13 protein-coding genes and 1 pseudogene are annotated in these 13,852 nt (G+C 77.0%); 6 read left to right on the top strand and 8 right to left on the bottom strand.

The window, feature by feature from the left end; genetic code table 11:
• The first annotated feature begins 256 nt into the window (after positions 1–256).
• Positions 257–1,156: a siderophore-interacting protein gene (locus ACTMS0_RS14815; RefSeq protein ID WP_441155746.1), complete on the top strand. Its 900-nt coding sequence runs from the start codon at positions 257–259 to the stop codon at positions 1,154–1,156.
• Between the two features lie 113 nt (positions 1,157–1,269).
• On the opposite strand, the gene ACTMS0_RS14810 is transcribed toward ACTMS0_RS14815, so the two are convergent.
• From ACTMS0_RS14810 to ACTMS0_RS14790, 5 genes are all read right to left on the bottom strand, one after another.
• Complete coding sequence (locus tag ACTMS0_RS14810; protein WP_441155745.1) at positions 1,270–1,758, bottom strand: Rieske (2Fe-2S) protein; 489 nt, start codon at positions 1,756–1,758, stop codon at positions 1,270–1,272.
• A 29-nt stretch (positions 1,759–1,787) separates the two neighbouring features.
• Positions 1,788–2,414: a DUF6529 family protein gene (locus ACTMS0_RS14805; protein WP_441155744.1), complete on the bottom strand. Its 627-nt coding sequence runs from the start codon at positions 2,412–2,414 to the stop codon at positions 1,788–1,790.
• Positions 2,414–3,169, bottom strand: a complete 756-nt coding sequence (locus ACTMS0_RS14800; RefSeq protein WP_441155743.1) for a hypothetical protein — start codon at positions 3,167–3,169, stop codon at positions 2,414–2,416. Before ACTMS0_RS14800 ends, ACTMS0_RS14805 begins: the two co-directional genes overlap by 1 nt.
• Before the next feature lie 156 nt (positions 3,170–3,325).
• On the bottom strand, positions 3,326–3,775 hold the full coding sequence (locus tag ACTMS0_RS14795) for a hypothetical protein (RefSeq protein WP_441155742.1): 450 nt from the start codon (positions 3,773–3,775) through the stop codon (positions 3,326–3,328).
• Positions 3,768–5,123: a molybdopterin-dependent oxidoreductase gene (locus ACTMS0_RS14790; RefSeq protein ID WP_441155741.1), complete on the bottom strand. Its 1,356-nt coding sequence runs from the start codon at positions 5,121–5,123 to the stop codon at positions 3,768–3,770. The genes ACTMS0_RS14795 and ACTMS0_RS14790 overlap by 8 nt, the downstream gene beginning before the upstream one ends.
• 182 nt (positions 5,124–5,305) lie before the next feature.
• Here ACTMS0_RS14790 and ACTMS0_RS14785 point away from each other — a divergent pair, with 182 nt between their 5' ends.
• Positions 5,306–6,433: an NAD-dependent epimerase/dehydratase family protein gene (locus ACTMS0_RS14785; protein ID WP_441155740.1), complete on the top strand. Its 1,128-nt coding sequence runs from the start codon at positions 5,306–5,308 to the stop codon at positions 6,431–6,433.
• Positions 6,434–6,513: 80 nt separating this feature from the next.
• Here ACTMS0_RS14785 and ACTMS0_RS14780 read toward each other — a convergent pair whose 3' ends face one another.
• Entirely contained in the window at positions 6,514–7,983 is a 1,470-nt protein-coding gene (locus ACTMS0_RS14780; protein ID WP_441155739.1) for a hypothetical protein, read from the bottom strand.
• A 144-nt stretch (positions 7,984–8,127) separates the two neighbouring features.
• On the opposite strand from ACTMS0_RS14780, the gene ACTMS0_RS14775 reads away from it, so the two are divergent.
• Genes ACTMS0_RS14775 through ACTMS0_RS14765 form a run of 3 tightly spaced genes read left to right on the top strand, consistent with a single transcriptional unit; the run spans position 8,128 to position 10,138 of the window.
• On the top strand, positions 8,128–8,802 hold the full coding sequence (locus ACTMS0_RS14775; protein WP_441155738.1) for a glycosyltransferase family 2 protein: 675 nt from the start codon (positions 8,128–8,130) through the stop codon (positions 8,800–8,802).
• A complete protein-coding gene (locus ACTMS0_RS14770; RefSeq protein ID WP_441155737.1) occupies positions 8,799–9,479 on the top strand; it encodes a TIGR04282 family arsenosugar biosynthesis glycosyltransferase in 681 nt (226 codons plus the stop codon). The genes ACTMS0_RS14775 and ACTMS0_RS14770 overlap by 4 nt, the downstream gene beginning before the upstream one ends.
• Complete coding sequence (locus ACTMS0_RS14765; protein ID WP_441155736.1) at positions 9,476–10,138, top strand: methyltransferase domain-containing protein; 663 nt, start codon at positions 9,476–9,478, stop codon at positions 10,136–10,138. The genes ACTMS0_RS14770 and ACTMS0_RS14765 overlap by 4 nt, the downstream gene beginning before the upstream one ends.
• Before the next feature lie 14 nt (positions 10,139–10,152).
• Here the strand turns inward: ACTMS0_RS14765 and ACTMS0_RS14760 are convergent, their stop codons facing one another.
• Both ACTMS0_RS14760 and ACTMS0_RS14755 read right to left on the bottom strand, forming a co-directional pair.
• On the bottom strand, positions 10,153–11,895 hold the full coding sequence (locus ACTMS0_RS14760; RefSeq protein WP_441155735.1) for a sulfatase-like hydrolase/transferase: 1,743 nt from the start codon (positions 11,893–11,895) through the stop codon (positions 10,153–10,155).
• Positions 11,896–12,069: 174 nt separating this feature from the next.
• Positions 12,070–12,777, bottom strand: a pseudogene (locus ACTMS0_RS14755) (CDP-alcohol phosphatidyltransferase family protein); the annotation flags it as partial.
• A gap of 93 nt (positions 12,778–12,870) precedes the next feature.
• Here ACTMS0_RS14755 and ACTMS0_RS14750 point away from each other — a divergent pair.
• Positions 12,871–13,851 (top strand): dehydrogenase, encoded by a 981-nt coding sequence (locus tag ACTMS0_RS14750; RefSeq protein ID WP_441155734.1) that lies wholly within the window; start codon positions 12,871–12,873, stop codon positions 13,849–13,851.
• Position 13,852: the final 1 nt, after the last annotated feature.

The raw sequence follows: 13,852 nt of genomic DNA, 5'->3' as shown, positions 1-13,852 counted from the left end.
CGCCACGCCGGGGAGGGACCGCCCCACGGGCAACGATGTGGCGACACGCTACCGCCGCCGGCGTACGGGTAGAACCCCTGCCCCGCTCCTCGGCGCGCAGAGGTGGCGGAGTGGTCGGCCGGACCGGGACGTTCGGACCCGAGGGGGCCCCGCGTCTTGACAGAAGATCAGGTAAGGCTAACCTAACCACATGTCGAGTGCAGTGCGGCCGAGCGTCGCCACCCCCGCGCGGTAGCGCCCGTCCCGGAGAGGCACCATGACCCAGACCCTGCCCGTCGCGCCGTGGCGGCTGTTCACCGTCGAGGTCCGCGCGGCACGCCGGCTCAGCCCGTCGTTCGTGCGGGTCACCTTTACCGGCCCGGACCTCGACCGGTTCGCCGACAACGGCTACGACCAGCGGATCAAGCTGGCGCTCCCGCTGCCCGGCGAGCGCGGCGCGCGGCTGCCGGAGGGCCCCGACTGGTACGCGCGGTGGCGGGCGCTGCCCGAGCACGAGCGCAACCCGATCCGCACCTACACCGTCCGCGCGGTCCGGCCGGAGCTGTCCGAGGTGGACGTCGACCTCGTCCTGCACGGCGACGGCGGCCCGGCGACCCGGTGGGCGCGCCGCGTACGACCCGGCGACGGGATCGCCATCCTCGGTCCCGACGCGGGCTTCGACGGCGACCACGGTGGCGTCGAGTTCCGGCCGCCCGCCGCCGGGCACCTGCTGCTGGCCGGCGACGAGACGGCGGTGCCGGCGATCAGCGCCATCCTGGAGCGGCTGCCGGCGACCGCCCGGGGCCGGGTGCTGCTGGAGGTGCCGGAGGCCGACGACGTGCTGCCGGTGAGCGCACCGCCGGGCGTCACGGTGAGCTGGCTCGCCCGCTGCGGCGACGCGCACGGGGCGCGGCTCGTGCCGGCGGTGTCGGCCGCCGCGGCCGACCTGCTCGCCGGTGCAGCGGGCGGGGAGTCGGTCGTCGACGTGGACGTCGACGCGGAGATCCTCTGGGAGGTCCCCGTGCCGGCCGCCCCCGTGCCCGTCTACGCGTGGCTGGCCGGTGAGGCCGGCGTCATCCGTACGCTGCGCCGCCACCTGGTGAGCGAGCGCGGGCTGGACCGGCGGGCCGTGGCCTTCATGGGCTACTGGCGCTTCGGCCGCGCCGACCCGGCCTGACCCCGACCCCAACCCGCCGATCTTGCACTTTCCGCCCCGGCGAAACGGGCACACCGGGACAGAACAAGGGCCGAAAGTGCAAGATCGCGGGGGTGTGGGGGAGTGGGGAGACCTCAGGCCAGGCGGACCGCGTCGCCCTCCACCGTCACCGCGGCGGGCGGCAGTGGCTGGCCGGCGGGGCCGCCCCGGACCGAACCGTCGGCGATGTCGAACCGGCTGTTGTGGCAGGCGCACACGATCGTGCCGTCGGCCACCGACGTGACCGTGCAGCCCGCGTGCGTGCACTTCGCGGAGAAGGCCTTGACGGTGCCGGCCGTGGGCTGGGTCAGCACCACCCCCTGCTCGGCGAAGATCCGTCCACCCCCGACCGGGATGTCGGCGAGGCGCGCCAACGCCGGAGCGGCGTCCGCCTCCGGTGCGGCACCGTCCCCGGCCGCCGCGGGCGGTCCGGCCGTCCCGGTCGCCGCCGACGGCACCGGAGCCGCCGGTGCCGGGGCGGAGGCCACGCCGTACGTCTGGCAGCCGGCCAGCACGGCGACGCCGGCCGTCCCGGTCCCCGCCAGCACCGCCCGGCGTGACGCCGTACCCGCGTCCTCGCTCATGGGCCTGTCCTCTCCGGGAGGGGTCCGCGTCACCGCTGGAACCCGAACGTCGTGAAGTACCAGACCGACGAGGTCAGCCAGACCAGCATCAGCACGGTGAAGACCGCACCACCGACGACCGGCAGGACCCAGCCGGCGAGCCCCCGGCGGGGCAGCGCGAGCATCTTGGTGGTGAACGCGCCGAAGAAGAAGCAACCGAACACCGAGTGGGCGAGCGTCCGCAGGTCGTGGTCGGCGAAGCCGAGCGCGTAGAGGCAGTGCACGGCGACCGGCACGGCCAGCAGGAAGGCGATGCGTCCGGACCAGCGGTGCGCGCCGCCGGCCCAGGACGCCGGTACGCGGCCGAGCCGGCCCCACATCGCCAGCGCCGACAGCAGCTGCACCACGGCGAAGAACGCCGCCCCGGTCCCGAGCCACACCTTCACCGTCTGCGGCCCGGAAAAGCCGGCCACGTTGACCGCGATCCCGGTCGGGGTGTGCGTACGGCCGTAGACGCCGAGCGCCACCGCGACCGCCGCGCCCACCAGCAGCGGCCCGACGACCGAGGCGCGCGGCGCGGGGGCGGGCGGGTCCGCGAACGGATCCGGCAGCACCTGGACGGTCGGCGCGTCGAGGTCGGGAAGGGCGTGCGTGCCGCCCCGGCGGTGGTCCGCCATCACCGACCCGTCCCGGCGTCGGGCAGGACCGGTACGGCGGTGATCGTGACGCCGTTGACGATCGTGGTGCCGAAGGCCGGGTCGAGCGGCGGCGCCGAGATCGGCTTCCCGTTCCACGTCACCACACCGACCTGGGTGCCGTCGGCGAGCAGGATCCAACCGCCGTCGACGCCGGCGTCGCGGACCTGCGCCGTGGCCCGGTACAGCGCCGGGGACGTGCCGCCGGTGGCGGTGGCGGTGAAATCCCACCGCTTGTCGCCGACGCGTACCTCACCGCTGACCCGGTCGCCCTCGACCGTGCCGGTCAGCCGCGCGCCGTCCTTGCCGCTCAGGTCCAGGTCGTTGCCGGTCACCGTGCCCCGCAGCCAGATCTCCAGGCTGCGGCCGTCGCAGACGTACGCGACCGCCCGGCCCTGCTTGACCGTCAGGGCGATCGTGGCGCCGCTGTCGAGGCGGCCGGTCCAGGTGCCGTCCACCGCAGCGGTCTCCGGCGCGGGCGACGCGGCGGGCGCGGACGGCGGCGGCGACATGGCAGCCGGTTGGGCGCCCGGAGTGGCGGGCTGGTCGGCGGGCGCCTCGGCCGCGCCGGAGGCGTCGGGGGCCGCCCCGGGACCGGCGCCCGGTGGCGCGGCCGCGTTCGCCTGCCCGGGGTCCGCCGCCGGGGCCGGTGGTGCCGCCTGGGCACTCATCGTGAACAGCACGGCCGCGAGCACGGTCCCGGTCGCCAAAGTGAGCATCGGGGTCATCCGCTTCATGGCATCTCCTCCACCCGGACGTACGGCTGCCGGGCCCGGGTCGTTCAATCCACTCCCGAGATGCTCCGGGTGTTCCGTCCGGACGCGCCCGGTATCCGCCGGCATGTCCGCAGCACCGGCCCCCGCCCGCTGACGTGAGCGTCCCGGCTGAGCCGCCTACCCTCGGCGGCGCCACCGCCGCACGGCGTACGCGACAGCGCTGGCCAGGAAGAACAGCGCACTGAGCGCCAGCCAGCGGCCCAGCAGCGGGGTCGGCTCCCGGCCGGTCGCCGACCGGTAGGTGGTGCCGCCGAGGCCGAGGATCCCGGGCAGGTACACCAGGAACAGCAGCGCGGAGGCGAGGGCCGGGACGCGGACGTGGTTGAGCGGCGCCGGCCGGTGGACGGCCCGCCGCAGCACCCGGTCCACCGTGGCGTAGACCGGGAAGAGGACCAGGTCGTGCACCACCACCGCGCCGAGGAACCAGAGCAGCATCCGGACGGCGTCCGCCTCGCCGGCCAGCCGCAGCGCCACCCAGCCGGTGAGCGCGAAGCAGGCCAGCAGCGCCAGCAGGTGCCGTGGCCCGACCCCGTACGCCGCCCGCAGCCGCGCGGCCCGCTCAGCCATCGGTCCAGAAGTCAATGGCGGCGACCCACTTCGTGCAGTGCACCCCGGGCAGGGCCGGCACGACGATCCGGGCCGGGTACCCGTGGTCGGCGGACAGGTCGGCGCCGTTGACCCGCAACGCCAGCAGCGAATCCCCGTCGAGGACCTGGTTGGCCTGGAGGGTGGCCTGGTTGAACAGGCCGGCCCGCTCCAGGGACCGCACGTGCGCCGAGGCCGGGTCGGCCACTCCGACCAGGGCGGCGAGGTCCCGCAGCCGGACGCCGGTCCAGGTCTGCCGCGTGGACCAGCCCTCCACGCAGGCGATCGGCAGCCGCGCGGTGTGCTGCGCCATGGCGAGCAGGGCCGTCCGGTCCAGGGCGACCTCCCGACCGCCACCCCGGAGGGTCAGCCGCCAACCGGCGCCGGTGTCCCCGGCGGAGATCCCGGCCGCCGCGGCGCTGCGGTTGACCGGGAAGCCGTTCGGGCCGCTCTCCGGGTCCTGCCCTCGGGGCAGCAGCAGCGCGGTACGCCGCAGCGGGCCGTCCAGACTCTGCCCGACGGTCAGCGCCCCGAGCAGGAGCGCACTCCCGCCGACCAGGGCCACCGCGCCTCGCCGGCTGACCGTCGCCGGCCCGGGCCGCGACGCCACCAGGCCGTCCGGGTCGGGCGGCTCCGGCCGGGTCGCCGTCGTGTCCGTCCGCGCCTCGGTGGCCGGCGGCCGGGACCGCAGCGCGGTGAGCATCCGGGGCAGCTTCAGCGACACGTGCGCCACCAGGGCGCCCGTGAAGACCCACGCCCCGAAGTAGTGCGCGGTGTAGAAGTCGAACCCGAACAGGTACGCGTACTGGATGTTGAGCAGGCCGGTGGCGATCTCGAAGAGGATGCCGCCGACCAGCAGGAGCAGCGCGAGCCGTTCGAGGACCTGCGCCACCGAGCGGGCCGGCGGCCAGTCGAACAGCTTCGGGATCACCGACCACAGCTTCGCCAGCACCACCGGCACCAGCATGATCCCCAGCGTCACGTGCAGCCCCTGGGTGACCCGGAACAGCCAGGACGGGCGGGTCGGCCAGTCGACCGGCGGCAGCCGCAGCCATCCCACGTCGCTCGGGAAGGCCTGGCCGAACTGCGGCCCGTAGGCCAGGTAGTCGAGGAGTCCGGTGAGGAAGACCAGGGGGAGCGTGGCGAGCAGCACCGCGCCGTACACGGAGGTCAGCCACGGCCCGCGCACCGGGCTGCGCCAGCCCCGCGCGGTGGCCCCGGCGCCCGGCGGGCGATGCCGGGCGAGCGCCCGCCACAGCGGCGCGGGAAAGCCGTCCGCCTCGGGCCTCGCGCTCCCGCCGGCCGGCCCGCCGTCGCCTCGCCCGGCCATGGTCGCTCCTCACTGTCGCCGGTCCCATCCGCGACGCTAGACCGGGCGCCGGCGACCACGTCCCGGTTACGGCATTACGAGCCGCTTACCGCCACGGCGCGGGTCCCACGTCCTCTTACGAACTCGTGACGGTCCGGCCGAACCGCCCGGACGCCCCGCCCGGCCGGCCTACCGTGACCGGAATGCGGATACTCGTCACCGGCTCGGCCGGCTTCGTCGGGTCCCACGTCGTCGACCTGGCGGTCGCCGAGGGGCACGAGGTGGTCGGCCTGGACGCGCTGCTCCCGCAGGCGCACGGCGGTGAGCTGCCCGACTGGTCACGGGAGCACCGGCCGGTCGTCGGCGACGTCCGGGACGCGGCGCTGCTGGACCGGCTGCTGCGTGGCGTGGACACGGTCTGCCACCAGGCCGCCATGGTCGGCCACGGCCTCGACCCGTCCGACGCCCCGGCGTACGCCAGCCACAACGACTACGGCACGGCGGTGCTGCTGGCCGCCATGCACCGGGCCGGGGTGACCCGACTCGTGCTGGCCAGCTCCATGGTCATCTACGGGGAGGGGGCGTACCGGTGCGCCGCCCACGGCGCCGTCCGCCCCGCCCCGCGCCGCCCCGCCGACCTGGCCGCCGGCCGGTACGACCCGAGCTGCCCCGCCTGCCACCGCCCGCTCACCCCGGCCCTCGTGCCGGAGGACGCGCCGCTGGAGCCCCGCAGCACGTACGCGGCCAGCAAGCTGGCGCAGGAGCACCTGGCCGCCGCCTGGGCCCGGCAGACCGGCGGTGGCGTGTGGGCCCTGCGGTACCACAACGTCTACGGGCCCCGGATGCCCCGCGACACCCCGTACGCGGGCGTGGCCTCGATCTTCCGCTCCGCCCTGGCCGCCGGACGGCCGCCCCGGGTGCTGGAGGACGGCCGCCAGCGCCGCGACTTCGTGCACGTCACCGACGTGGCCCGGGCCAACCTCCGGGCGCTGGCCGCCCCGGCGCCGGAGGGCCTCGTGCCGGTCAACGTCTGCTCCGGCGAGCCGCACACCGTCGGCGAACTCGCCACCACCCTCGCCGAGGCGATGGGCGGGCCCGCGCCCCTCGTCGTCGGCGGTGCCCGCGCCGCCGACGTACGCCACGTCGTCGCCGACCCCCGAAGGGCCGCCGACCTGCTCGGGTACACCGCGCGGGTCGGCTTCGCGGAGGGTGTGGCCGCGTTCGCCGGCGACCCGCTGCGGGAACCGGCGGCCCTGCCCGCCGGCGGCCCGTCCCCGGCGGCCCCGTCCGCGCCCGTCGTGTCGGCGGAGCCGTCCGCACTGCCGGCCTGACCGTCCGGGCGCCGCGCGGGTTGCCGCATCCTGCGGTTCGTCGGCCGACGGACACCGCCGGATGCCGCACCCGGCGATCGTCAGCTGACCGTCCACAGGAGGTGGTTGACCGCGAGGGCGATGCCGGCCTGCCCGGCGAGCCACCACCGGTGGGTGCGCGGCGGCAGGTGCGCGGCGGCGACCAGCAGCCACACCGCGAACGGCAGCCAGATCCGCTCCACCTCGGCCTTGCTCAGGCCGGACAGGTCCGCCGCCAGCACGGCCAGTGCCGCGGCCACCGGCAGCACGAGGGTCGGCCCCGCACCGCGCATGGCGCCCGCCGTCGCCGACCACCACCGCGCGGCGGACCCCGCGCGGGCCGGCCCAGCAGGTCCGGTGACCACGGTGCCGCTGGCGGGCGCGGCGGCGAGCGGCGCGAACGCGCCACGTACCGGCACGGCCGCGGCCAGCAGGGCCCGCCGCAGCGCCGGCCCGACCACCGGTCCGGCGGACAGCAGCAGCGCCGCCAGGTTCGCCCACACCCAGTAGGCGTACGGGCGCTCGGCCGCCCAACCCTGGTAGTAGCGCTCGACCACCAGGCGGTAGCCGTCCCACCACCAGAACCCGGCGACGCTGAACGCCGCCACGACGGCGGCGACCCCGGCGAGGGCGGCGCCCAGCGCCCCCCACCCGCCCCGGGGCCGCAGCGCCAGCACGGCCACCGCGAGCAGCCCGACCAGCACGAACCCGTACGACAGGTGCAGCGCGAAGCCCAGCACCAGCCCGCCGGCGGCGGCGACCCACCGGCCCCCGACCGCGAGCAGCGCCAGGCCGGCGGCGACCACGCCGGTGAACACGCCGTCCGCCGACGCCCCCACCCACACCGCACCCGGCAGCAGCACCAGGAACGGCACCACGGCCCGGGCGGCGTCGGCGGCCCCGAGCGCCCGCAACGTCACCGGCACCGACACCGCGACCGTGGCGCCGGCCAGGACGCAGGCCAGGCCGGCCGCCGTGCCGCCGCCGAGCCCGATCCGGTCCAGCCACACGAAGACCAGCAGCGCCCCGGGCGGGTGTCCGGCCGTGTGCGTCGACCAGGAATCCGGCTGGAAGTCGAGGATCCGCCCGCTGAAGCCGGCCAGCATGGCCGGCACGTCGGTGACCGCGGGGACCTCGTACAGGTACTCCGCCTGCGGGGTCAGCCGCTGGGCGAGCCCGGCCGACCAGCCGTCCACCAGGGCCAGTGACAGCGTCCACGTCACGGCCGCCAGGTAGGCGGCGGCGAGCAGCCGGGCCCAGGGGGCGGTCCGCGCCCACGCCACGCCCCAGCCGAGCACCACCACCGCGACCAGCACCGTCCCGGGCGTACCCCAGCCGACGTGGGGGCGCCAGGTGGCGTAGAGCGGGGCGGCGTCCGCGTACAGGCCGGAACCCCGGTCGTTGAGGACCGCGCCGACCACCACGGCGGCGGCCACCAACCCCACCTCGACGGCGAGCACCACCAGGTCGGCCCGGCCCCGGCGTGCGGGCGTCGCGGTGCGGGCGGCGGCCCGCGTCGGAGTGGACGTCATGACGACCGGACGGTACGGGCGTCGACGCCGGGGCGCAGGCGAAGCGCCGTCCCGTCACCGATCGGTAAGAATCTGTCCCCCGGTAAGCGATCCGTAAGCACGTTCCGGCCGCCGCGGACCGGGCCGCGCCCTAGCGTCGGAGGCATGCCCACACAGATCGACGTGGTCCTGCCGTGCCTCGACGAGGCGGCGGCGCTGCCCGGTGTCCTCACCGCGCTGCCACCCGGGTACCGGGCGCTCGTGGTGGACAACGGTTCGCGGGACGGGTCGCCGGAGGTGGCCGCCCGCCACGGCGCCCGGGTGGTGCACGAACCCCGCCGCGGCTACGGCGCCGCCGTCCACACCGGGCTCCTCGCCGCCGGGACCGAGCTGGTGTGCGTCCTGGACGCGGACGGCTCCTTCGACCCGGCCGAGCTGCCGGCCCTGGTCGCCCCCGTGGCGGACGGCTCGGCCGACCTCGCGGTCGGACGGCGGCGCCCGGTCTCGGCGTCCGCCTGGCCGTGGCACGCCCGGGCCGGCACCGCGCTGATCGCGGCGCTGCTGCGCCAGCGCGGCGTGCCGCTGCGCGACCTGAGCCCGATCCGGGTGGCCCGGCGCGAGGCGCTGCTCGGCCTCGGCGTCACCGACCGGGCCTTCGGCTACCCGCTCGAACTGCTGATCCGGGCGGCCGCCGCCGGCTGGCGCATCCGTGAGCTGGACGTCACCTACGCGCCCCGCGCCGCCGGCACCCGCTCCAAGGTCTCCGGCTCGGTCCGCGGCACCCTGCGGGCGACCCGGGACTTCGCCGGCGTGCTGCGCAGCATGGGCGGCACCCGGTGACCGTCCTGCTCGTGGTGGCCAAGGCCCCGGTCCCCGGTGCGGTGAAGACCCGCCTGTGCCCGCCCGCCACACCCGGGCAGGCGGCCCGGGTCGCCGCCGCCGCGCTGCGCGACACCCTCGACGCCGTCGCGGCGACCCACGGCGTGACCCCGGTGCTCGCCCTGCACGGGCGGTTCGCCGACGGCGAGGACGCCGCCGCGCTGCGCGCCGCCCTCGCCGGCTGGACCGTCCTGCCGCAGCGTGGCGCCGGCCTGGGCGACCGGCTCGCCGCCGCGTACGCGGACGTCGCGGCGGCGTACCCCGGGCGGCCCGTGCTCCAGATCGGCATGGACACCCCCCAGGTGTCCCCGGCCCTGCTGGGCGCGGCGGCGCGGCGGTTCCCCGGCGCGGAGGCGCTGCTCGGCCCCGCCGCCGACGGCGGCTGGTGGGCGCTGGGTCTGCGCGAGCCTCGGCACGCGGCCGTCCTGCGGGACGTGCCCATGTCCACGCCGGAGACCGGGCGCCGCACCGTCGCGGCGCTCGTCGGGCGTGGTCTGCGGGTGGAGCCGCTGCCGGTGGTCCGCGACGTCGACGAGTGGGCCGACGCGCTGGCCGTGGCGGCGGTGGTGCCGGACAGCCGGTTCGCGCGGCAGGTCGCGGCGGTCGGGCCGGTCTTGCTTCCCGGCGGCCGCCGGTGACCGTCCTCGCCGCCGGACCGGCCCCTGGTGGCTTCGCGGCGGCGCTCGCCACCGCGACCGGGACGCACTGGCTGGTGGACGCCGAGGGGCGGTGGACCCGCCTGCCGGTCGAGCGCTGGCACGCCGGGGCGGAGCCGGCCCTGCGCGCGGTCCTGCCCCGGTGCGCCGGCCCGACGCTGGACGTCGGGTGCGGGCCCGGCCGGGTCACCCGCGCGCTCGTGGAGGCCGGTGTCACCGCCGTCGGGATCGACGTGTGCGCCGAGGCGGTCCGCCGCACCCGGGCCCGGGGCGCGGTCGCCCTACGCCGGGACGTGTTCGAACCGCTGCCCGGCGAGGGGCGCTGGGCGCACGTGCTGCTCGTCGACGGCAACGTCGGCATCGGCGGCGACCCGGTCGCCCTGCTGCGCCGCTGCCGGGACCTCCTCCGTCCGCCGGGCACCGTCCTGGTCGAGGTGGAGCCGGCCGGGCCCGGCCTGTGGCGCGGCCACAGCCACCTCGCGTACCGGACGGCCGACGGCGTGCCGGGCCGGGGGCCGTGGTTCTCCTGGGCCCGGCTCGACGAGCGGGCGCTGCCGCGCGTCGCCGCCGCGGCCGGCCTCGCGGTGCGTGACCTGGTCGACGGTGACGGCCGCCGGTTCGCCGTCCTCGGGCGGCCCTGACCGGCGGCGGCGGATCAGCGGGGCGGGCCGGCCACCGCGGCGGGTGGGTCGAGCCCGGGGGAGAAGGTGGTGAGGAAGCGGTCCCGGAAGGCGTCCATCCGCCAGACCGGGGCGTCGGGTCCCGGCCGCAGGCCGTCCTGCCAGTTCCACCCGGCGATCCGGTCGAGCACCGCCCGGTCCCGGGTGATGAGGCTGATCGGCACGTCCCGGCTGGCGTCCGGGCCGGTGACCACCGGCGCGGGCTGATGGTCACCGACCACGATCAGCACCAGGTCGTCGTCGCCGTACCGCTGGACGTACGAGATGAGGGCGCCCAACGTGTACTCGATCGACCGGCGGTAACCGAGCCGGGGCTGCTTGGACGAGCTGCGCTCGGTGGCGTCGCGGAACACCCGGCCGTCGCCGAGGCCGTCCCAGTCGACCAGCCGGGGGATGTGCGTCCAGGGGGAGTGGCTGGAGACCAGGGCCAGCTCCGCCATCACCGGCCGGCGGTCGGCGGCGGCACGTTCCCGCTGCTGGAACACCGACAGGGTGTACTGGTCGGGCATCGGGGCGAAGCTGAACCGCGGGCCCCGGTAGCCGAGGCTGTGCTCGTCGTAGAACTGCTCGTAGCCGTAGAACGCCCCCTCCGGCCACGGCTGGTTGGCCGCCGGCATCACGCCCACGGTCCGCCAGCCGGCCCGCCGGAAGGCGGTGCCGAGCGTGCTGCGGTCGCTGGCCAGCAGCGTACGGTGGCGCTGGTCGTTGTCGATCCACAGGCCGGAGAGCAACGTGGCGTGCGCCAGCCAGCTGCCGCCACCGGTGGTGGGCGAGGTGAGGAACGCGCTGCGGGTGCCGTAGCCGGCGGCACCCAACCGCCGCTGTCCCTGGTCCAGCACCACGCCGATGTTGGCGAACTCCTCCTCCTGCACCGCGTCGCGCCCGTAGCTCTCGACGAAGGCGACCAGCACGTCCTTGCCGCGCAGCGCGCTGAGCAGTTGGTCGCCGGGGGCGTCCCCGTACGGGTCGGTGTCGACCTCGCCGGCGAACACCGCCCGGTCGCGCAGCCGCGCCTGCACCTGCGCGGCGTGGGCACCGACCAGCACGGTCGCGGAGGCGTCGGCCACCGGCCCGCCCGGCGCGATCTGCACGCCGGTGGCGGCGCCGACGAGCCAGAGCACCACCAGCGCCGCCAGCGCCCGGCGGGACCGGTCCGGGTGGCCGACCAGCAGGCGGGTCAGCCGCAGGACCGCCCAGGTGAGGGTCGCGAGCAGCCCGACGGCCAGGAGCGCCGCGGCGACGGCGGCGGCGACGGCGCCGGCCCGCCCGACCGAACCGCTCACGAAGTTGAACGTCTCGTCGAGCAGCGCCCAGTCGAGGACCAGGTCGAACGGCCGGCCGAGCGTCGAGCCGAAGCCGAGGTCGGCGGCCTTGAGGACCACCAGCAGCCCGAGCGTCACCCCGGCCAGCGTCGCCACCGGGCGGCGGGCCCGCGCGGGCAGCGCGAGCAGGACCGCCGCCAGCACCAGCCCCTCCAGGGGGATCCGGACCAGCGCGGCCGGCGTCAGGTGGCCGGGCCGGTGCGGCGCGCCGAGGGCGACCAGCACCAGCACCACGGCCGCCGCCGTGGCCAGCCACCCCGCGACCCGCCGCCACCGCGCCGCCGCCTTCGCGGTACGCCCCGAGTCCGGTTCCGTGCTCTCGTTCGGCTGCGCGGTGCTCTCGTTCGGCTGCGCGGTGCTCTCGTTCGGCTGCGCGCTGCTCTCGTGCTGCTGCACTGTGCTCCTCGGTCAGTCGTTGACGGCGACGAGTTCCCGACGGGCGGCCGGCCGCCCCGGGCGGGCCCCCGGCACCCCCGCCACGCCCGGCCGCGGCGCGCCGGCGACCGGTGCGGCGTGGTCCGCGACCGGTGCGGCGGCGACCGGAGTGCCCGCGTTCGGAGTGCCCGCGTCCGGCGCGGAGACCGGCGCGGAGCGGTGCCGCCAGAGCCAGAGCACGTCCCGACCGAACGACTCCACCTGCAGCGCCAGTGCCCCCAGGAGCAGCGCCACCGCGGCCACCGGCGGCAGCACCTGCGACGCGGCGACCAGCAGCAGCACGCCCAGCGCCGCGGCGGTGACCTTACGCCAGTACCGGTGCGGCAGCGGCCGGCACAGCCACGGCGCCGCCCAGCCGGCGGCGACGAACGCGTACCGCATCGCGCCGAGCGCGAGTACCCAGACCCCGGCCGCCGGCGCGACGTGCAGGCTGAGCACGGCGACGAGGACGCTGTCGATCTCCATGTCGAACCGGGCGCCGAGCGCGCTGGCGGTGCCGGTGCGGCGGGCCACGTACCCGTCCACGGCGTCCAGCGCGAGCGCCACCGCGGTGAGGACGGTGAGCAGCGCGACCGGCACCGGCCGCCCGGCGAACCCGTCGGCGACCAGCGCGGTGACCGCGCCGACGAGCACCGCCCGGCCGAGCGTCACCCAGTCGGCCGGCCCCAGCGAGGCGGCACCCGCCCGGTGCAGGCCCCGGCCCAGCGCCAGGCACACCACCAGCCCGTACGCGAGACCGGCGAGCCCGCCGGCGGGGCCGAGACCGACCGTCCCGGCGAGCCCGGCCAGCAGGACAATCTGGACGACCAGCCCGATCAGCGGACCGTTTCGAACCGTGGCCACCGTGCCTCCGTGTCTATGATCGACAGCTCCCTGACTGGGAACTACGAAAAAATCGGCGGTCCGGTTCGCCCCGGACGCGGAAAGGAGCAGCCGGTGACGCGGACGGCCCGGGCCTTCTGGCTGCGGACACCCGGCCAGGGCGAGATCCGGCCGGCGCCGCTGCCCGCCCCCGGCCCCGACGAGGTGCTCGTCCGGGCACTCCGCTCCGGCGTGAGCCGCGGCACCGAGACGCTGGTCTTCACCGGCGGCGTCCCCGCCGGCCAGTACGCGGCGATGCGTGCCCCCTTCCAGGAGGGCGACTTCCCGGCCCCGGTCAAGTACGGCTACCTCAGCGTGGGCGTGGTCGAGGAGGGCCCGGAGCAGCTGCGCGGCCGCACCGTGTTCTGCCTGCACCCCCACCAGACCGCGTACGTGGTCCCGGCCGACGCGGTGGTGGTCGTACCCGAGGAGGTGCCGGCGGCCCGCGCGGTGCTGGCCGGCACGGTGGAGACCGCGGTGAACGCGCTGTGGGACGCTCCGCCGCTGGTCGGCGACCGGATCACCGTGGTCGGCGCCGGCATGGTCGGTGCCACCGTCGCGGCCCTGGCGGCCCGGTTCCCCGGCGTGCGGGTGCAGCTCGTCGACGTCGACCCGGCGCGGGCGGCGCTGGCCGCGGCCCTCGGCGTCGAGTTCGCCCCGCCGGCCGACGCGGCCGGCGGGCGCGACCTGGTGGTGCACGCCAGCGCCACCTCCGCCGGCCTGCGGCGCTGCCTGGAGCTGGTGGCGCCGGAGGGCACGGTGCTTGAGCTCAGCTGGTACGGCGACCGCGAGGTGACGCTGCCGCTGGGCGGCGAGTTCCACTCCGGGCGGCTCACCCTGCGCAGCAGCCAGGTGGGCCGGATCGCGCCCGGCCGGCGGAACAGCCGCAGCTACGCCGACCGCCTCGCGCTGGCGCTGGACCTGCTCGCCGATCCGGTGTTCGACGTGCTGCTCACCGGGGAGTCCCGCTTCGCCGACCTGCCCGACGTGCTGCCCCGGCTCGCCGACGGGCGGCTGCCCGCCTTGTGCCACCTCATCACCTACGACGGAGAGTGAG

It is taken from the genome of Micromonospora sp. H33 (genome assembly GCF_052068455.1).
In the GTDB taxonomy this organism is placed as follows: Bacteria; Actinomycetota; Actinomycetes; order Mycobacteriales; family Micromonosporaceae; genus Micromonospora.
The sequence above is the reverse complement of the archived record's forward strand: the minus strand, read 5'-3'. Positions and strand labels throughout refer to the sequence as shown.